Genomic DNA, 19,271 nt, shown 5'->3' with positions numbered 1-19,271 from the left:
GGCGCAAGCTGGCGGTTATGGAGGTAGACGGGTACAACTCGATATGGCAGACCGTGAATTAATTGTTCCACCGATGATGCAATCCATAGTGGAGCGTGCGGGGTATGTGCCGGCCGTGAAGGTCGGCGCTACCGTTTTCTGTGCCGGGCAGGTTGGGCGCACCATTGATCTAGAAGTGATTGGTGATCCCGAGGCGCAATTTCTGGCCTGTTGGGAGAATCTGCGCGCAGTGCTGGAAGCGGCAGGATGCACATTTGAGGATGTGGTTGATATGACCACCTACCATGTGCAGATGAGCAAACATATGCCCGTGTTTCGCGCGGTGAAGAATAGGGTTTTTCCACGCGGCACCTGCGCATGGACGTCAATAGGCGTTGCTGAACTCGCACATCCAGGCTTGCTGGTCGAGATCAAGTGCATGGCGGTAAAGCGAGAGTGGGAGCCAGCAGCGCCCTTGGCTGCAGAGCGGACTTCTGCCTGAGGCTTGAAGTATTGAACTGGAAAAGATGGTGGCCAGAACTTCAGGTTCTTCAGGCACTTGATGTCACAGCAGCGGATCAAGCAATGGCATTGGGTGTCTTAGCGAACGCTGACATACATCGCAAGCGAATTGCTTGGATGACAGGCGAAAACAGTCGCATAACCCGATTTCCTCAATGGCCGATCAACGACACTCGCAGATCGGCCCTAGTTCGCGCTTGCTTGGGCCTGGCCTTGCCGGAACCTAAGGAGGAGTGTACTGAGCTTGATCCTCGAAGTTCATTGACCACTCAGGCGCTTGCCAAATGACACTGCATAGGCCTGCGAGCGAAAGCGGAGCACCGGATCATTGGTGGGCGCAATGCCGTCGGCCATCACCATCGGATCAAAGTTGACCGGCTCGCACAAGCCTCCTTTCTGAGTCGAAGCGCTCGTGATCGTCAAGGTGCCAGCCTTGAACTCAGGTCGCTGTGCGGGCCATGATTGCGTGGGGTCGTCCTGCGGATCACCCGGCTGCCCGACTGTCACCAGCATGTCCCAGCGAGCCGGTTTTTTCGATGTGCTGCTGATCAAGGCAGTTTCCAGAAAGTCCGTCCCAGCCGTCTTCAGCGCCTCGTTGCTTAGCGGTTTCTCCCCTTCCTGCGGTACGAAGCGCCAGCGCACCAGAGTCACCTTGTCCTGTGCATTGATGAACTTGAAGGTGTGAATGCCAAAGAATGCGCTGCGGGTGTAGCTGTCGGGAGGGTTGTGGCTGGCCAGGTATTGCGCCTGAGCCAGGCTGTCAGGATGGGAGGCCCGAAATGCTTTGAGCTTTTCCGGATCCGGCTTGCCGGTGGCCGGATCGGGGCGCTGAGCTTCGGTCAAGTCCAGAAACGTTCCGGGGTGGGCGGCACCAAACATGGGGGTGTTCAACATGGACATCTGGTGCAACTGGCCCTTGGGGAGCTTGAATTGCAAGGCCATTCCACGCGCGCTTTGGGCAACATCTGGAACCTTGGGGTTTCCTCCTGCCAGCGAGAAGCGCGCAATCACCGCAACGGCTTGGCCGGAAAACAGTGCGGAGCGTGAGTAGCTGGCAGCCTCGGCGGTAGCGGTGAACTCGCCCACTGCGCAGCTCCCCTTGATGTGATTGCGGCGCTCTCCCTGATGCACGCCAAAGGTCGCTTCCAGGGCCTGGACCACCCGCGGTGCCGTCACTTCCTGCTCGGCTGCCAGGGTGAACGCCGGCGGCACCACCATGACACAGCTCAGCGCGAGCTTCATTTTTCTGAACTTCATTGTTTCTTCCTCTTGATGATCCAGGCTTGAGTTCTCAGGGTTTGGCGATGTGCCAGCTGTTGTTGAGCAATCCATCTCCTGTTCTGTCTTCGGGCTTGGCATCCTTGGCCCAGTAATAGAGAGGACGGCCCTTGTAGGCCCATTGCTGATCACCGTTGTCGCGGACAACCAGGCTCCAGTCACCGGTAGCCGTCGCACCCGGGGCCACCATCAGAGGCGGCCAGTTCGTGGCGCAGCCGCCGTTGCATACGCTCTTGCCGGATCCGGCGGCATCCTTGTCGAAGACATAAAGCGTCATCTGGTTGGGGCCCACGAGCACACCATTCATGGCAGAAGCCGGCGTCTGCGCCTGGGCGGCAGTTGTCACGGCGCAGGCCGCCAGGAACACCGAGGTGAGGGTGGCGAAGGAAGCGAGACGGGTCATGGAGATCTCCTTGAGGTTGACCTGCTGTAAACAGTTCAAGGGCGCTGTTTATTCCATTGAAATCTCTGGCCGTTCATCCTCCGAGACTGCCCGGGCAGAAATCGTCGTACTGCGCGCAAGGCGATCTGACCATTGGTATCCGATAGGGATCGGTGCTTCCACTTCTTGACGCATAGGCTTCGCCAGCCTCAACGACCGGGAATGGTGCAGGCGTGAGCTTGAACTCTGGTTCAAGGTCAAGCGCGGATTGCGCGAGAATGACGCACATGAAGATCGGAGAACTCGCCCAGCGCACAGGTCTTGCCGCATCGCGCATTCGTTTCTACGAACGCATCGGCCTGCTGGGCATTGCCCAGCGCCAGGCCAACGGCTATCGCAGCTATCCCGAAGAGGCGGTGCTGGCGCTCAGGCTGATTGCCACGGCGCAGCGGGCCGGCTTCAGCCTGCAGGAGCTGCGCTAGCTGCTGCCAGAGGATCTGGAGCAGTGGCAGCATGACGAGTTGCTGGACACGCTGCGTCGCAAGCTGCAGAGCATCGATCTGATGCTGGCACAGCTGACGCAAAATCGCGCCGAACTGGGCGAGCTGATCGCACAGATCGAGGCCAGACCCGAAGACATGGACTGCGCCGGCAATGCAAGGCGCGTGCTGTCGCAAATGCGCTTGCTGGGGCGGGATGAGGAGGCGGCTGGCCGGCCCGCTCAGCCCAGCAACTGAGCCACCTGCAGGGCAGTGGCCCGGGCCGACTGCGGGTTCTGCCCGGTCACCAGCCTGCCGTCCGTCACGACCTTGGAGACAAAGGGCAGCCAGGCTTTCTCATATTGGGCACCGCGCTGGCGCATCAGCGCTTCGGCGTTGTACGGCACTTTGCCGGCCACGCCGGCCAGCTTTTCCTCCAGCCAGGAAAAGCCAGTCAGCCGGCGCCCGGCGACCAGCAGCGAGCCATCGGACAGACGGGTTTCTAGCAGACCGCAATAGCCGTGACAGACCGAGGCAACGACGCCACCGCGTTCATGGATGTCGCGCGTGATGCGCTGCAGCCCCTGCGAGGATGGAAAGTCCCACATCACTGCATGGCCGCCGGCGAAATAAATGGCATCAAAGTCTTGCGCGTCCATGGCATCAGGGGCGGCCGTATTGGAGAGCAGGGCCATGCGCGCTGCATCCGCCAGCCATGCCCTGGCCGTGGTATCCCGGTTCGGCCATTTCAGCGAGCGCGGCTCCAGCGGCGAGCGGCCGCCAAGCGGGCTGACCAGGTGTTGCGCGTAACCCCGCCGTGCAAAGACCTCCCAGGCATGGCTGAGCTCCGACAGCCACAGGCCGGTGGGTTCGGCAGGGTCATCGTAGTGGGCGACGTTGCTGACGACGTGAAGAATGCGACGGGGCATGGGGAGTCTCCTGTGGCTCCCAACTTAAGCTTGAAGTGCAGTTCAATGTCAAGCATGCAGTGTGCCCGAGGTATTCCTGTTTTGATAGCTTTTATCGCTTTGTGAGTAAGGAATTGAGCTGGTTTTTATTGATATTTTCCGAGCCGCGCTGCCAGCCATCCCGCTTTGTGATGGGGGCTGGCCCCAGCCAGGCTGCCGAGGTTTGCTTTATGCGTTAAGTTTCAAGCTGCTGTCCCTGAGTGTGTGCATGCTTGGCGGACCTGAGTTTCCCGGATTTGTCTTGAAAGGTGCCCATGGTGCACAAGCGTTCTCTTGTAAAAGCCCTGGCGGTTGCCGCCCTGGCACCTGCCGCATTGCTGGCCCAGGCCCAGGATCTGGCCGTGACCGTCGGGGTGACGGCCGGCCCCCACGCCCAGATTGCCGAAGTGGCCAGGCAGGTTGCCGCCAGGCAGGGCCTGAAGGTCAGGCTGGTGGAGTTTGGCGACTTCATCCAGCCCAATGCGGCGCTGTCCGCCGGTGATATCGACGCCAACATCTATCAGCATCAACCCTTCCTCGATGCCCAGAACAAGGACCGTGGCTACAAGCTGGTGCCCGTGGCCAAGGCCGTGAACCAGCAAATGGGCGTGTACTCCAGGAAGGTCAGGAAGCTGGCCGACCTCAAGAGCGGCGCGCGCGTGGGCATTCCCAACGACCCCACCAATGGCTCGCGTGCCCTGATGGTGCTGGCCAAGCAGGGATTGATCACGCTCAAGGCCGATGCCGGTGCGCGTACCTCCGTGCTCGACATCACGGCCAACCCCGGAAAGCTCAGGTTTGTCGAGCTCGAAGCCGCCCAACTGGCCCGCGCCCTCGATGATCTGGATGCGGCGGCCGTCAACAGCAGCTACGCCGTGGCAGCCGGCCTGTCTCCCCAGGGCGATTCGCTGGCGCTGGAAGATGTGAACACGCCTTATGTGACCGTGCTCATCGTCACGCGTGCCGGCCATGAAAACAGCAAAGGCCTGCAGGCCTTTGTGAAGGCCTACCAGTCACCCGAGGTCAAAGCCTTTGTGGAAAAGACCTTCAAGGGTGCTTACACAACCGCATGGTGAGCGCATGAATCAGCCCTGGAATCAACTGGACGCGGCGCTGTTCGAGCGCGCCAAGACCTTGCTGGACGAGGAATGGCTGCGCCGTGATGCCGATCTGGCGCCGCTGCTGCCTGTGGTGCTGGAGCGCGGCGTGGGCCAGGATTGGCACAAGGCCGGCACTTTTCGCCACCATCTGGCAGGCGTGGCGCGCTCTCTGGCGCTGTGGCAGCAACCCAGGCAGGTGCGCCAGCTGGGTCTCTTACACAGCGTCTACGGCAATGCCTTTGTCGATCTGGTCAAGTTCGATGCCGGCAATGAGCGCGAGCAGCTCAAGCGCCTGGTCGGGGAGCAGGCCGAGCGTCTGGTCTATCTGTTCTGCACCATGAGCCGTACCCAGTTCGTGCAAAAGCTGCTGGCGGGCGAGCTGGGAGCCGACGGCAGCCTGCAGATCGAGCGCAACGGCCCCGAGCCGCGCGAGACCATCAGGCTCACGGCCTATGAAGTGGCTGTGTTCGCGATCGTCAGCATGGCCGACAGCATGGAGCAGTGGTTCAGCTGGCAGGAAGACATCTATTCGCGCTTCCCGGCCGTGGACCACAGCCGTCAGCAGGCCGTGCACTGGGCGGCGTCGCTGTGGCCCGGCCCCATGCGCCCCAGCAGCCGTATGCTCAGCCAGATCAGCGGCCTGGGCCGGGCGCTGCAGCATCCTGTGCTCAAGACCCAGCTGCCGCTGCCGCCGGTGTTTGCGAACTGCAGTCAGCTGCTGAGCGCGGGCAACGAGGCTGCGGCCGTGGCGCTGTACTGGTCGGTGATCCAGCTCGATCAGCCGCTGGTCGATCTGGACGCTGCCACCGCCACGTTGGAGCAGGCCGTGGCCCTCAACCCCTGGGTGGGCGAGCCGCAGATGGTGCTGGCCCAGCTGTACCTGAGCGCGGGCCGCAACACCGATGCGGCCAGGGCCGCAGAGAGCGCGCTGCAGTGCTTTTGCACCTGGGGCAATGCCTGGGACAAGCGCGTGCAGTGGGATGCCTGGATCGCCTGGACGCGTATCTTGCTGCAGTCGGCCCGGCAGGGCAGCTGGCCTGCTCGGCTGGACAAGCTCAACAATATGGCGCTGAATCAGATCTGAACTGGATCTGAATTGATAGCTGTCAGCGCTTGATACATAAGCGCTGTAGGCTGTTTTAAGCGTGAAAAAAGCCCCAAGGCTTTGCGCCTGGGGCTTTTTGTTGGCAAGCAGCCGTGCTTACTTGGTGCCGAAGATACGGTCGCCTGCATCACCCAGGCCGGGCAGGATGTAGCCATGGCTGTCCAGCTCGCGGTCCACGGCGGCGGTATAGATGTCCACATCGGGGTGGGCGGCCTGCATGGTCTTCACGCCTTCGGGGGCGGCCAGCAGGCACATGAACTTGATGGACTTGGGCGCGCTCTTGTCCTTGAGCTGCTGCACGGCCGCCACGGCCGAGTTGCCGGTCGCCAGCATGGGGTCGACCACGATCACGTCGCGCTCGCCCATGTTTTCGGGCATCTTGTAGTAGTACTCGACGGGCTTGAGGGTCTCGGGGTCGCGAAACAGGCCGATGTGACCGATGCGCGCGCCGGGCACCACGTTGAGCATGCCGTCCAGGAAGCCGTTGCCTGCACGCAGAATGGAAACCAGCGCCAGCTTCTTGCCGTCAATGACCTTGCCCATGGTTTTTTCCATGGGGGTTTCGATCTCGACATCCTGCAGCGGGAAGTCGCGTGTCAACTCATAGGCCATCAGCGTGGACAGCTCGCCCAGCATGCGGCGAAAGCTGTTGGTCGATGCTTCCTTGCGGCGCATCAGCGTCAGTTTGTGCTGGACCAGAGGGTGGTCGATCAAATGCAGAGTGCTCATGTTCTTGGTCTTTGTGGTGAAGGCAGGCAGGCCCGCTTGTGGCGGACTCGTGCTTGCAAAAAATGGGATCAGGCGGATGCGGGCCGGGCCGCAACGGACGCTATTTTCGCTGTCACTCGGACAGCAGGCTGGCAAAACGCTCTAAATCCACATTGCCGCCGCTGATCACGATGCCCACGCGCTTGCCCTTGAGCGGCAAACCACCGTGGATGGCGGCTGCCAGAGACAGCGATCCCGTAGGCTCGACCACGATTTTCATGCGCTCGGCATAAAAGCGCATGGCCTGGACCAATTGCTCGTCGTTGACGGTAAGAACTTCGTTCACTCGCTGCTGGATGATGGCAAAGGTCAGATCGCCAGGCGCCTGGGTCTGGGCACCGTCGGCAATGGTGCGCGGCGTATCGATCTTGACGATATGGCCGGCGCGCAGCGACTGCTGCACATCGTTGCCGGCCTCGGGCTCGACGCCGATCACCTTGCATTGCGGCGCCAGGGCGTTGGCGGCCAGCAGGCTGCCGGAGAGCAGGCCGCCGCCGCCCAGGCAGACAAACAGATAGTCCAGATCCGGCACTTCCTCCAGCAGTTCCTTGACCGCCGTGCCCTGGCCGGCGATCACGTCGCGATGGTTGTAAGGCGGGATCAGTGTCATGCCGCGCTCGGTCGCCAGCTTGTGGGCGATGGCTTCGCGGTCTTCGGTGAAGCGGTTGTAGGTGACGACCTGGGCGCCATAGCCGCGCGTGGCCGCCATCTTGGAAGCCGGTGCATCCTCGGGCATGACGATCAGGGCTGGCATGTCCAGCAACTGGGCCGCCTGGGCAATCGCCTGGGCATGGTTGCCGGAGGAAAAGGCCAGGGCGCCGCCCTTGCGCTGCTCGGGCGTGAACTGCGCCAGAGCGTTGTAGGCGCCGCGAAACTTGAAAGCGCCTATGCGCTGCAGGTTCTCGCATTTGAAGAACAGGCGCGCGCCCAGCTGTTCGTCCATGGTGCGGCTGGTCAGTACCGGCGTGCGATGGGCTACGCCCTGCAGGCGCTGGGCAGCGGCCACGACATCGTCATAAGTGGGCAGGGGGGCGGTGTTTGTGCTCATGGCAGGACAGGCTGAGGTGGTGACTGAACCCATGATAACGGCGCGTACTCCACTTCAACCCGAATCGCTGCGTAGTCGCTTGGCTCCATGTCGATGGCGCTCAGCGGGCCATCGAAAAGATAGAGGAATACGAGCAGAAAAGGCATGTAGCCCTTTATTGGAAAGGGATGATGGCTATTCAATCAGGAGCGATCGCCCACTTTGGGCAGCGCTGGTGCAAAAGCCTGCAGCGGCTCCAGCGGGGGGAAGTCGCCGGCGCGCTTGGCCTGCATGGCACCCACGGCCTCCATGACATGGCGGTTGCTCCAGATGCCGCTCTGCACCCAGCCCATCTGCTGCAGCGAGTCGCTCACGCTGTGGTCGCGTGCGTAGTTGATCACCTGCTTGCTGCCCCAGATGGCCACGGGCGGCTTGGCCGCAATCTCGCGCGCGCAGGCGAGAGCTGCTGTGACGGTGGCTTCGGGCGTGTCGTAGACGGCGTTGACCAGACCGTGGCTGGCGGCCTCCTGCGCAGTCATGCGGCGGCCGGTGTAGGCCAGCTCCTTGACGATGCCCAGCGGCATCAGCTTGGGCAGGCGCTGCAGACTGCCCAGGTCGGCGGTCATGCCGATATTGATCTCCTGCACGCAGAAAAAGGACTCGGCGCTGGCATAGCGTATGCAGGCTGTGGCCACCAGGTCCAGCCCACCGCCCACGCAGGCGCCCTGAATGGCGCAGATCACCGGCATGCGCAGGGCTTCGATCTTGTTGAAGGTGGACTGCAGCTGGGCCAGGGTGTCGATGATGGCGGCGCGGCCCTCGGGCGTGCGGTCGTTGGGCGCAAAGGCGGGGTCGGCAAAGGTCTCGAGTGCCATGCCGGCGCAAAAATGCTTGCCCGTGCTGCTGATGACCAGCGCGCGCGACTGGCCGCTGCGCTGCAGCGTATCCAGCACCAGGTCCAGCTCCTGCCAGAACCTGGGGTTCAGGGTGTTGAAGGCATCGGGGCGGTTGAGCACCAGATGGGCGATATGGTCGACCAGGTCCAGGCGAAAGCTGCTCAGACCGGCGGTCAGCAAGGTGTCGTCAGAGGTGTGGGGCATGCCGCATGGTGTCTTGCGGCGCCTGGCGGGCCAGTCACAAGCGTGACTGCCCCGGGCAAACCGGGGTGGCCGGCCGGCATGCCCCTGCCGGCTCAGGCCGTCAGCGCCGGTGCTCTGTCTGCGGCCTGAACCTTGAACACGGACACCATGCCGGTCAGACGCTGGGCCTGGTCGCTCAGCGAGACTGCGGCCGCCGTGGATTCCTCGACCAGGGCGGCATTCTGCTGCGTCATCTGGTCCAGGTTGGTCACGGCCTGGTTGACCTGGCTGATGCCGTCATGCTGCTCCATGGCGGAGGCACTGATCTCGCCAATCATGTCCGAAACCTTGCCGACGCTGCTGACGATTTCCTCCATCACGCGCCCCGCCTGGGAAACCTGGTCTGCGCCTTCCTGGGCGGCATCCACGGACGTGGTGATAAGCGCCTTGATCTCCTTGGCGGCCTCGGCACTGCGGTGGGCCAGGGCGCGCACTTCGCCGGCGACCACGGCAAAGCCCCGGCCTTGTTCGCCGGCGCGTGCGGCCTCGACTGCCGCGTTGAGGGCCAGGATATTGGTCTGGAAGGCGATGGAGTCGATCACGCCGATGATGTCGGAGATGCGGTGCGCGCTGTCGCTGATGCGTCCCATGCTGCTGACCACGGACTGAACCACATGGCCGCCGCGCTGGGCGACCTGTGCGGCATTGCCTGCCAGATGGTTGGCCTGGCGGGCGGTGTCCGAGGCCTGGGCGACGGTGGCGGTCAGCTGTTCCATGCTGGCCGCGGTTTCCTCAAGATTGGCGGCAGTCTGCTCGGTGCGTGCAGACAGGTCATGGTTGCCGGTGGCGATTTCGGCCGATGCGGTGCTGATGGAGTGCACGCTGGTGCGTACATCGGCCACCAGGCTGCGCAGTTGAGCTGCCATGGTCGAGACGGAGCTCAGCAGGCGGCCGAACTCGTCATGGCGGTCGTTGCTGGCGGTTACCGTGAGATCGCCCTGTGCAATGGCCTGGGTCAGCTCCACGGCTTCATTCAAAGGCTGGGTGATGGAGCGGGTCAGGGCCAGTGCCAGGCCCAGTGCGGCGGTCAGTACCAGGGCCTGTACCGCCCAGGACAGCCAGATCGCTTTTTGCTGGTCTTGCTGCAACTGAAGGCTGGCTGCGTCGCGCTGCTGTTCCTGCAGCTTCACAAAGTCCTGCAGCGAATCGACATAACGGCCGATGGCGCCCAGATACTGCAGGCGGATGAAGTCGCGCATGGCTTCGATATCGCCGGTCAGCTTGATCTCGCGTGCCTGCTTGTTCAGCGCCAGAACTTCGGCGCGCACGGCTGCGATCTTCTGCAGGGCAGCCTTGTCGGCATCGCTTTGAGCCAGTTTGATGACCTGTGCCTGCAGCGCCCCATTGACGGCCACGCCTTCGCTGACACGCTCGTCCATGCGCTGGGTCAGCGCTTCGTCGGTGGTCATGTTGCTGGTGAGCACGCGTTCGCCCGTGGTCTCGGTCGCACCTTTCCACTGAAGGGCGAGATTGATGCGATTGTCATAGTCGGTCAGGGTCTGCATGCCGGCCTGCAGGGCCTGGGTGGACGAGTGCTGGTTCCATAGCGAGACGGCCAGCATCATGGTCAGAAGCCCGCCCAAAGTGCACCACAGCTTGGTGGATACACGCCATTGATTGAATTGCATTGGCTGAAAATTTGCAAAAGCACTGCCCGGCCCGAGCGAACTGGTGGTCTGCGGCAAGACTGGGCAGCGTGGTTAGCGTAGAGGAAAGAAGCAGCTGTGCCTGCCGGCAGCAGCACATGTCCAAGAGACTGGCGGTTGGCACCAGGGATGGATTTATTATGTATCGACATAATGACTGCCGCCTTGAGCGTTTTCTGTCCGGCGGGCATAAAAAAGGCCTGCTGAAGCAGGCCCTTGGAGCGAGTGGGCGCGTTGGGCTCAGCGCTTCTTGTTGCCCAGAATGCCGCCCAGCACGCCGCGCAGAATCTCCTTGCCCAGGCTGTTGCCCACCGTGCGCACCGTGGACTTGGCCATGGTCTGCACCAGACCGTCGTGCTGGCCGCCGCGCGGGCCGGTACGGCCGAACAGCAGCTCCTTGAGTCCGTCCATCATGGAGTCTGTGGTACTGGCTTGCTGGGTCGAGTCTGCCGCTGTGGCAGCGGCAGGGGCGTCACCGGGCTTGGCAGGTGTGGCGCTCGCAGTACGGTCGCGCAATATTTCGAAGGCCGACTCGCGGTCCACGGCTTTCTCATAGACGCCGGCGACCAGGGAACCCTCGATCAGCGCCTTGCGCTGCTCGGCCGTGATGGGGCCGAGCTGGCTGCCGGGCGGAATCACGAACACGCGCTCGGTCACGCTGGGACGGCCTTTTTCGTCGAGGAAGCTGATCAGGGCTTCGCCCACGGCCAGCTCGGTGATGGCGGCGGCAATATCCAGGCCCGGATTGGGGCGCATGGTGGAGGCGGCCGAGGCCACGGCTTTCTGGTCGCGCGGGGTGAAGGCGCGCAAGGCGTGCTGCACGCGGTTGCCCAGCTGGCCGAGCACGCTGTCGGGAACGTCCAGCGGGTTCTGGGTGACGAAGTACACACCCACGCCCTTGGAGCGCACCAGGCGCACGACCAGTTCGATGCGTTCGATCAGCACCTTGGGTGCATCGTTGAACAGCAGGTGGGCCTCGTCAAAGAAAAACACGAGCTTGGGCTTCTCGGGGTCGCCGATTTCCGGCAGTTGCTCGAACAGTTCGGACAGAAGCCAGAGCAAAAAGGTCGAGTACAGGCGCGGCGCATTCATCAGCTTGTCGGCCGCCAGCACGTTGATCACGCCCATGCCGTTGGCATCGGTCTGCATCAGGTCGTTGATGTCGAGCATGGGCTCGCCAAAGAACTTGTCGCCGCCCTGGCTTTCAATGGTCAGCAGGCCGCGTTGTATGGCTCCCACGCTGGCCGAGCTGATGTTGCCGTACTGGGTGGTGAACTGCTTGGCGTTGTCGCCCACAAAGTTCAGCATGGCGCGCAGGTCCTTGAGGTCCAGCAGCAGCATACCGTTGTCGTCGGCGATCTTGAACACCAGATTGAGCACGCCCATCTGGGTCTCGTTCAGGTTCAGCATGCGGCCGATGAGCAGCGGGCCCATGTCCGAGATGGTGGCGCGCACGGGGTGGCCCTGCTCGCCGAACACATCCCACAGCGTTGCAGGGCAGGCCAGGGGCTGGGGCAGCGTCAGGCCGCGCTCCTTGAGCGAGGTGGCCAGCTTGCCTTCGATCTTGCCGGCCTGGCTGATGCCGCTCAGGTCTCCCTTGACGTCGGCCATGAAGACCGGCACGCCGATCTGCGAGAAGCTTTCGGCCAGTTTTTGCAGCGTGACGGTCTTGCCGGTACCGGTTGCGCCGGTGATCAGGCCATGCCGATTGGCCAGTCCGGGCAGCAGGACACATTCTGTGGCAGAGTGCTGGGCAATCAAAAGGGGTGAAGCCATTTCGGGTTTCCTCTGGGGGGGCATGCAGTCAAAAGTAAAATCGCTCCCGCTAGGTTAAATCAAATATCAAAGGATTCCCTGTGGCAGGACACAGCAAATGGGCCAACATCCAGCACCGCAAGGGTCGCCAGGATGAAAAACGTGGCCGCATCTGGACGCGCATCATTCGTGAAATCATGGTTGCCGCCCGCCAGGGTGGGGGCGATCTGAGCGCCAACCCGCGTCTGCGTCTGGCGGTGGACAAGGCCAAGGCAGCCAATATGCCGGCCGACAATATCAAGCGCAATATCGACAAGGCCACCGGCAACCTCGACGGCGTGACCTACGAGGAAATCCGTTACGAAGGCTATGGCATCGGCGGCGCGGCCATCATTGTGGACACAATGACGGACAATCGCGTACGTACGGTGGCCGATGTTCGCCACGCATTCAGCAAGTACGGCGGCAATATGGGTACCGAAGGCTCGGTGGCCTTCCAGTTCAAGCATGTGGGTCAGATCATGTTTGCCCCCGGTACGGACGAAGAAAAAGTCATGGAGATCGCGCTGGAAGCTGGTGCCGAGGATGTGATCACCGATGACGAAGGTGGCATCGAGGTGCTGACGGCACCCGGCGACTTTGAAGCCGTGCGTGATGCACTGCAGGCTGCCGGCTTTACCACCGACATGGCCGAGGTGACCATGCGCCCCGAAAATACAATCGCTCTTGAAGGCGATGATGCAGCTCGCATGCAGAAGCTGCTGGACATGATTGAAGACTTGGATGACGTTCAGGACGTCTACCACAACGCAGAACTATGAAAATTCTTGTGATTGGCGGCGGTGGCCGTGAGCACGCTCTGGCGTGGAAGTTGGCCGAATCGCCCAAGGCGACCAAGGTCTATGTGGCTCCCGGTAACGGTGGCACTGCCCTGGCTGGCGGCAAGCTGGAGAACCTCAACATCACTGATGTGAAGGCTCTGCGCGAATGGGCTCAGGCCGAAAAGATTGCCGTGACCGTGGTGGGGCCCGAGGCTCCGCTGGCGGCCGGTGTGGTCGATGAGTTCCGTGCCCACGGACTCAAGGTCTTCGGCCCGACCAAGACTGCAGCGCAGCTGGAGTCTTCCAAGGCCTTTTCCAAGGACTTCATGGCGCGCCACAGCATTCCCACGGCGCAATATGAAACCTTCACCGACGCCGTCGCGGCCCACGCCTATGTGGATCGCCTGGGTGCTCCCATCGTTATCAAGGCCGACGGCCTGGCGGCCGGCAAGGGAGTGGTTGTGGCCATGTCGCTGCAGGAAGCCCATGATGCCGTGGACTTCATGCTGGTGGACAACAAGTACGGTGTCCAGCACAACGAAGGCGGTGCACGCGTCGTGATCGAGGAGTTCCTCGAAGGCGAGGAAGCCAGCTTCATCGTGCTGTGCGACGGCAAGAACGTGCTGGCGCTGGCGACCAGCCAGGACCACAAGCGCCTGAAGGATGGCGACCAGGGCCCCAATACCGGCGGCATGGGCGCTTATTCGCCTGCGCCCGTGGTGACTGCCGATGTGCATGCCCGCGCCATGCGCGAGATCATCCTGCCCACCATCCGCGGCATGGAAAAAGACGGCGTACCTTACACCGGCTTCCTGTACGCAGGTCTGATGATCGACAAGGCCGGTCATCTCAAGACACTGGAATTCAACTGCCGCATGGGCGATCCGGAAACCCAGCCCATCATGATGCGCCTGAAGAGTGATCTGGTGGACGTGATGCTGGCTGCCTGCGAAGTCAAGCTGGACCAACTGGAACTGCAATGGGATCGCCGCACCGCATTGGGCGTGGTCATGGCTGCTGCCGGCTACCCCGAAGACCCGCGCAAGGGCGATGTCATCACGGGTCTGCCCGCCGCAGCCGACGATGCCATGGTCTTCCATGCCGGCACCCAGCTGGGCGATGACGGCCAGCCCGTGACCAGCGGTGGCCGCGTGCTGTGTGTGACCGTACTGGCCGACAGCGTCAAGCAGGCGCAGCAGAAGGTCTATGACGTGGCACGCGGCATCCATTTCGATGGTGCCCAGTATCGCCGCGACATCGGCTTCCGCGCCGTCAAGAAAGCCGACTGATGACCCAGGCATCCTCAACTTCCGTGGCTGATCAGCTGCCTGCGGCCGAGGTGCGTGAGTACCTGATGGGTCTGCAGACCCGCATCACCGAGGCGCTGGAAGCGATCGAAGGCGAGGGTGGTGCGCGGTTTCTGTCAGATGCCTGGCACAAGGAGCCAGGCGAGAAGCTGCAAGGCAACGGCGTCACCAAGATCATGGAGGGCGGGCGCGTGTTCGAGCGCGCAGGCTGCGGTTTCTCGCATGTGCGCGGGCCACAGCTGCCGCCTTCGGCCACACAGCACCGGCCCGAGCTGGCAGGGGCACCGTTCGAGGCCATGGGCGTGTCGCTGGTGTTTCATCCGCGCAACCCCCTGGTTCCCACGGTGCACATGAATGTGCGCATGATTTCGGCCGGCCATGAGGGGCAGCCCAAGACCTGCTGGTTTGGCGGCGGCATGGATTTGACGCCGGTCTACGGCTTTGAGGAAGATGCCGTGCATTTCCACCAGACCTGCCGCGATGCGCTGGCAGCGTTTGGCGAGCCGCTCTATCCACGCTTCAAGCAATGGTGCGACGAGTACTTCTTTCTCAAGCATCGCAACGAGCAGCGCGGCATTGGCGGCATCTTCTTCGATGACTTCAGCGAACTGGGACAGCAGCAGAGCTTTGCCATGCTGCGCTCGGTTGGCGATGCCTTTCTGAAGGCCTATCTGCCCATCGTGGAACGCCGCCGGAATGCGGAGTACACGCAGCAGCAGGTGGATTTCCAGCGCTACCGTCGTGGCCGCTATGTGGAATTCAACCTGGTCTGGGACCGGGGCACGCATTTCGGCCTGCAGTCCGGCGGCCGCACGGAGTCCATCCTGCTGTCCATGCCCCCTCATGCGGACTGGAGCTATCAGCGTGAGGATGCGCCCGGTACGCCCGAGCGCGATCTTCTCGAGAAATTCCTGATTCGCCGTGACTGGCTCTGAGGCGCAGGCCTCTGTCCGGTAGGCCGGATTCCCCCTGTTGATCGGGCATAAGGCCCTGTCAGCAGGGAAATTTTTAGAAAACTATAATTTCCATAGCTGGATGCGCGCTATCGACTGGCGCGTCAACCTTTTTCAATGCGTGAAGAGCACAGGCCCTGGCGGTCTGGACGCCTATGTCAACCCAACCCTGATACGGGTGTGGCGCGGCACACGCTATATTGATCCCATCATTTACTGATTCCATCGCCTGATGACCACCTCCACCAAATCGGATTCCGCAGCCAAGCGCGACGTCACCAAACTCCAGCGAGCCATTGTTGACGGCCTCGAAGACGTCAAGGCCCACGACATCCAGGTGTTCAACACCGAAGCGCTGTCCCCGCTGTTCGAGCGCGTGATCGTGGCCTCGGGTACCTCCAATCGCCAGACCAAGGCACTTGCCTCCAGCGTGCGTGAAGCCGTCAAGGAAGCAGGGTTTCCCGTGCCCCGTCAGGAAGGTGAGCAAAACGGCGAATGGATCATCGTGGACTGCGGCTCGGTGGTCTGCCACATCATGCAGCCGGCCATTCGCCAGTACTACCGCCTGGAAGAAATCTGGGGCGAGACACCGGTGCGCATGAAGATCGGTGCCGCCAAGCCCAAGCCCGCCGAAGTGGCCGCCAAGAAGCTGGCGGCTAGGCAGGCCGTGGACAAGGCTGCTGCGGAAAACACCGTGGTCGAGAAAAAGCCCGCTGCCAAGAAGACTGCGGCCAAGAAGCCCGCCAGCAAGACGGCTGCCGGTGCCAAGCCTGCAGCCAAGAAGCCCGCTGCCAAGTCCGCCGCCGCCAAGACGGTCAAGACCGTGGTCGTCAAGCCCAGCACTCCCCGTACTGCCAAGCCGGCTGCCGCCAAACCCGCAGCCAAGCGTGCTCCCCGCGCCAAGGCCTAAATGAAGCTGACCATCGTGGCCGTAGGCCTGCATGTGCCCGACTGGGCGCAGACGGCCTACGACGATTATGCCAAGCGCTTTCCGTCCGAACTCAAGGTTGAACTCAAGGCCGTCAAGACCGAGCCGCGCGGCTCCAAGACGCTGGAGACCCTGTATGCGGCAGAGCGCAAGCGTATCGAAGCAGCCATCCCCAGAGGCACCCGCATCGTGGTGCTTGACGAGCGCGGCACCAATCTGACCACCAAGGCGCTGGCCCAGCGCCTCAAGGGCTGGCAGCTAGAGAGCGACGACGTGGCCCTGGTCATTGGCGGCCCCGACGGTCTGGACCCTGAGTTCAAGGCCGCAGCCCATGAGCGCATCCGTCTCTCGGATCTGACCCTGCCGCATGCCATGGTGCGCGTGCTGCTGATCGAGCAGCTCTATCGCGCCTGGTCGGTCAATGCCGGTCATCCCTATCACCGCGAATAAGCGCTTGTGATCGGACTCTGCGTGCAATTTCACGCAGTGCGTGATACTATGATTTTGATAGCCTGTCGCGCTTGATATATGGGCGCTAGAGGCCATTTTTAATCAAAATCATGGCGCCATTTCTCTATCTTGCATCCCAAAGTCCCCGCCGTCGTCAACTGCTCGAGCAGCTGGGCGTGGCGCATGAATTGCTGCTGCCCAATGTAGCCGGCGATATCGCCGAGGATGCGGAGGCCATAGAGGCCGAGCTGGCCGGGGAAGACCCCCATGACTATGTGCAGCGCGTGACGGCGGGCAAGCTCGATGCGGCCGTGGCCCGCCATGCGCGGCGTGGTCTGCCGGCAGCGCCCATTCTGTGCTCCGACACCACCGTTGCACTGGGCAAGCAGATTCTGGGCAAGCCCGCCGATGCCGAAGACGCGCGACGCATCCTGCGTCTGCTCTCCGGGGCCGAGCATGAGGTGCTGACCGCCGTGGCGCTGCAAAGCGGCGCGCGGCGTCTGCAGGCCCTGTCGGTGTCCACCGTGCGCTTTGCGCCCATGACCGAAGCGCAGATCGATGCCTATGTGGTCACGGGCGAGCCCATGGGCAAGGCCGGTGCCTATGGCATACAGGGCAGGGCGGCCGCGCATATTGCGCAGATCAGCGGCAGCTATTCGGCCATCATGGGCCTGCCGGTTTATGAAACTGCCGAGCTTTTGCGCCAGTTGGGCTGGTCGCTCTGAACCTTTGGCGCAATCAGCACTCTGTTCTTGAAGCTTCCCCCAAGGGAAGGTCTGCATGGCAGCTGTCTTGCGCCAGCCATGCGCGCGTCGCACACTAGGCGCAGCAAAAGCCAGGACATATAAAGAAAGAACGACAGTCAATGCAGCAAGATATTCTGATCAACTGGTCGCCGCAGGAAACGCGGGTGGCGATTGTCGAAAACGGCGCCGTGCAGGAGCTGCACATGGAGCGCCCGCTGGAGCGGGGACTCGTCGGCAACATCTATCTGGGCAAGGTCTCGCGTGTGTTGCCCGGCATGCAGTCCGCCTTCATCGATATCGGCCTGGAGCGTGCGGCCTTTCTGCATGTGGCCGATGTCTGGCAGCGTCAGGAAAGCGGCGAAGCGCCGATGTTCGCGCGCAAGGACCAGCCGCTGATACCCATCGAAAAGCAGGTGTTCGAAGGCCAGTCCATCATGGTGCAGGTCATCAAGGACCCCATAGGGACCAAGGGTGCGCGCCTGTCCACTCAGATCAGCATTGCCGGGCGTCTGCTGGTGTTTCTGCCCCAGGACGACCATATCGGCATCTCCCAGAAAATTCCCCAGAACGAGCGCGACGCCTTGCGTGCCCGTTTGCAGGAGCTGGTCGGCACCAAGGAGGGGGGCGGCGGTGGCGGCTTCATTCTGCGCACCAATGGCGAGGAGTCCAGCGATGCCGAGCTGGCCGATGACATCCGCTATCTGCGCAAGACCTGGGCGCGCATCAAGGATGCGGCGCAGAAGCTGCCCGTCATGTCGGTGCTGCACCAGGATCTGAACCTGCTGCAGCGTGTGCTGCGGGATCTGGTCGGCGAGAACACCCAGAGCATTCGCATCGATTCGCGCGAGCAGTTTGCGCTGCTCAAGAGCTTTGGCCAGGAATACATGCCGGCGGCCGTGCCCAAGCTTGCGCTGTACAAGGGCGAGCGTCCGATCTTCGACCTCTACAACATCGACGAGGAAATCGCGCGCGCGCTGGGGCGGCGTGTGGACCTGAAGTCGGGCGGCTATCTGATCGTCGATCAGACCGAAGCCCTGACCACCATCGATGTGAATACCGGCGGCTATGTCGGTGCGCGCAATTTTGACGACACCATCTTCAAGACCAATCTGGAAGCGGCGCAAGCCATTGCGCGTCAGTTGCGGCTGCGCAATCTGGGCGGCATCGTCATCGTGGACTTCATCGACATGGTGCGCGAGGAGCATCAGGGCGAGGTGCTCTCCGAATTCCGCCGCCAGCTGGCGCGTGACCGCGTCAAGACCATGGCCGGCGGCTTCTCTCAGCTGGGCCTGGTGGAGATGACGCGCAAGCGTACGCGCGAGTCGCTGGCCCATATGCTGTGCGAGCCCTGCGCCGCCTGCTCCGGCAAGGGCAATGTCAAGACCGCGCGCAGCATCTGCTACGAGGTGCTGCGTGAAATCCTGCGCGAAGCGCGCCAGTTCAATCCGCATGAGTTCCGCGTCGTGGCGTCACCCAAGGTGGTGGAGATGTTTCTCGACGAGGAAAGCCAGCATCTGGCCAGTCTTTCGGACTTCATCGGCAAGCCCATTTCGCTGCAGGCCGAGACTGCGATGGCGCAGGAGCAATACGATATCGTGCTGCTCTGAATGAGAGCAGGAATAGTCCTGACACGGACGAATATCTTGCAGGGTCAGTACCTACGGATCAGGGAAAAGCGTGTGCTGGCCCAGCCTGATGCTGAAGGGTGATCTTTGCACGGCCTCATGGGTGCTGCGCGATAGAGCCGAGGGAGCGTGCTGTTGGACTCACGTCTGGGCTCTCCAGCCAGGCCTTGCTCTGGCTGCTTTACGCGGGCTTGTGGCAGAGATCAGGGTACAGGTGCAGCCGTGGAGCGCCCCAGCCTTGTTGAAACCCGAGACGAAGTCGCGAACGGACTGAAGCATGCGGAAGCTGGTGGCGGATTGCCCTGCGGTCGTTT

The 19,271-nt window shown here is 62.3% G+C and carries 18 protein-coding genes and 1 pseudogene; 11 read left to right on the top strand and 8 right to left on the bottom strand.

The features are described from left to right. Window positions 1-43: 43 nt before the first annotated feature. A complete protein-coding gene (locus tag CTR2_RS17415; protein ID WP_087082325.1) occupies window positions 44-481 on the top strand; it encodes a RidA family protein in 438 nt (145 codons plus the stop codon). A gap of 278 nt (window positions 482-759) precedes the next feature. On the opposite strand, the gene CTR2_RS17410 is transcribed toward CTR2_RS17415, so the two are convergent. Together CTR2_RS17410 and CTR2_RS17405 are read right to left on the bottom strand one after the other, a co-directional pair. After that, the gene (locus CTR2_RS17410; protein WP_254913268.1) at window positions 760-1,758 is read right to left on the bottom strand and encodes a catalase family peroxidase; all 999 of its coding nucleotides are present in this window, start codon (window positions 1,756-1,758) and stop codon (window positions 760-762) included. 34 nt (window positions 1,759-1,792) lie between these two features. Then, window positions 1,793-2,182, bottom strand: coding sequence for a COG4315 family predicted lipoprotein (locus tag CTR2_RS17405; RefSeq protein ID WP_087082328.1), 390 nt, complete (start codon window positions 2,180-2,182; stop codon window positions 1,793-1,795). A gap of 266 nt (window positions 2,183-2,448) precedes the next feature. On the opposite strand from CTR2_RS17405, the pseudogene CTR2_RS17400 reads away from it, so the two are divergent. Continuing rightward, window positions 2,449-2,898: pseudogene (locus tag CTR2_RS17400) on the top strand (MerR family transcriptional regulator). Here CTR2_RS17400 and CTR2_RS17395 read toward each other — a convergent pair. Continuing rightward, on the bottom strand, window positions 2,883-3,569 hold the full coding sequence (locus CTR2_RS17395; RefSeq protein ID WP_087082330.1) for a type 1 glutamine amidotransferase domain-containing protein: 687 nt from the start codon (window positions 3,567-3,569) through the stop codon (window positions 2,883-2,885). The pseudogene CTR2_RS17400 and the gene CTR2_RS17395 overlap by 16 nt on opposite strands. 293 nt (window positions 3,570-3,862) lie before the next feature. Here CTR2_RS17395 and CTR2_RS17390 point away from each other — a divergent pair, with 293 nt between their 5' ends. Together CTR2_RS17390 and CTR2_RS17385 are read left to right on the top strand one after the other, a co-directional pair. Further along, window positions 3,863-4,663 (top strand): MetQ/NlpA family ABC transporter substrate-binding protein, encoded by an 801-nt coding sequence (locus CTR2_RS17390; protein WP_087082332.1) that lies wholly within the window; start codon window positions 3,863-3,865, stop codon window positions 4,661-4,663. A gap of 4 nt (window positions 4,664-4,667) precedes the next feature. After that, a complete protein-coding gene (locus CTR2_RS17385; protein WP_087082334.1) occupies window positions 4,668-5,771 on the top strand; it encodes a DUF6817 domain-containing protein in 1,104 nt (367 codons plus the stop codon). Between the two features lie 117 nt (window positions 5,772-5,888). Here CTR2_RS17385 and upp read toward each other — a convergent pair whose 3' ends face one another. The 5 genes from upp to CTR2_RS17360 form a co-directional block, all read right to left on the bottom strand. Next, entirely contained in the window at window positions 5,889-6,521 is a 633-nt protein-coding gene (gene upp, locus CTR2_RS17380; protein ID WP_003062768.1) for a uracil phosphoribosyltransferase, read from the bottom strand. A gap of 112 nt (window positions 6,522-6,633) precedes the next feature. Further along, on the bottom strand, window positions 6,634-7,608 hold the full coding sequence (locus CTR2_RS17375; protein WP_003062769.1) for a threo-3-hydroxy-L-aspartate ammonia-lyase: 975 nt from the start codon (window positions 7,606-7,608) through the stop codon (window positions 6,634-6,636). Between the two features lie 182 nt (window positions 7,609-7,790). Continuing rightward, window positions 7,791-8,687, bottom strand: a complete 897-nt coding sequence (locus CTR2_RS17370) for an enoyl-CoA hydratase-related protein (RefSeq protein ID WP_087082336.1) — start codon at window positions 8,685-8,687, stop codon at window positions 7,791-7,793. Between the two features lie 92 nt (window positions 8,688-8,779). Next, on the bottom strand, window positions 8,780-10,354 hold the full coding sequence (locus CTR2_RS17365) for a methyl-accepting chemotaxis protein (protein ID WP_087082338.1): 1,575 nt from the start codon (window positions 10,352-10,354) through the stop codon (window positions 8,780-8,782). Window positions 10,355-10,612: 258 nt separating this feature from the next. Then, window positions 10,613-12,148, bottom strand: a complete 1,536-nt coding sequence (locus CTR2_RS17360) for a helicase HerA-like C-terminal domain-containing protein (RefSeq protein WP_087082340.1) — start codon at window positions 12,146-12,148, stop codon at window positions 10,613-10,615. A gap of 80 nt (window positions 12,149-12,228) precedes the next feature. On the opposite strand from CTR2_RS17360, the gene CTR2_RS17355 reads away from it, so the two are divergent. From CTR2_RS17355 to rng, 7 genes are all read left to right on the top strand, one after another. Then, a complete protein-coding gene (locus CTR2_RS17355) occupies window positions 12,229-12,948 on the top strand; it encodes a YebC/PmpR family DNA-binding transcriptional regulator (protein ID WP_087082342.1) in 720 nt (239 codons plus the stop codon). Further along, window positions 12,945-14,237 (top strand): phosphoribosylamine--glycine ligase, encoded by a 1,293-nt coding sequence (gene purD, locus CTR2_RS17350; protein WP_087082344.1) that lies wholly within the window; start codon window positions 12,945-12,947, stop codon window positions 14,235-14,237. Before CTR2_RS17355 ends, purD begins: the two co-directional genes overlap by 4 nt. Beyond that, window positions 14,237-15,190, top strand: coding sequence for an oxygen-dependent coproporphyrinogen oxidase (gene hemF / locus CTR2_RS17345; protein ID WP_087082346.1), 954 nt, complete (start codon window positions 14,237-14,239; stop codon window positions 15,188-15,190). Before purD ends, hemF begins: the two co-directional genes overlap by 1 nt. A gap of 250 nt (window positions 15,191-15,440) precedes the next feature. Next, window positions 15,441-16,118 carry a ribosome silencing factor gene (rsfS, locus tag CTR2_RS17340; RefSeq protein ID WP_087082348.1) on the top strand — a complete coding sequence of 226 codons (678 nt, stop codon included), beginning with the start codon at window positions 15,441-15,443 and terminating at the stop codon, window positions 16,116-16,118. Next, on the top strand, window positions 16,119-16,586 hold the full coding sequence (gene rlmH / locus CTR2_RS17335; protein ID WP_087082350.1) for a 23S rRNA (pseudouridine(1915)-N(3))-methyltransferase RlmH: 468 nt from the start codon (window positions 16,119-16,121) through the stop codon (window positions 16,584-16,586). Between the two features lie 110 nt (window positions 16,587-16,696). Continuing rightward, window positions 16,697-17,311 carry a Maf family protein gene (locus CTR2_RS17330; RefSeq protein WP_087082352.1) on the top strand — a complete coding sequence of 205 codons (615 nt, stop codon included), beginning with the start codon at window positions 16,697-16,699 and terminating at the stop codon, window positions 17,309-17,311. Between the two features lie 140 nt (window positions 17,312-17,451). Then, window positions 17,452-18,939: a ribonuclease G gene (rng, locus tag CTR2_RS17325; protein ID WP_087082354.1), complete on the top strand. Its 1,488-nt coding sequence runs from the start codon at window positions 17,452-17,454 to the stop codon at window positions 18,937-18,939. The last annotated feature ends 332 nt before the right edge of the window (window positions 18,940-19,271 follow it).

This window comes from Comamonas thiooxydans, assembly GCF_002157685.2.
GTDB classification, from domain to species: domain Bacteria; phylum Pseudomonadota; class Gammaproteobacteria; order Burkholderiales; family Burkholderiaceae_C; genus Comamonas; species Comamonas testosteroni_H.
The sequence above is the reverse complement of the archived record's forward strand: the minus strand, read 5'-3'. Positions and strand labels throughout refer to the sequence as shown.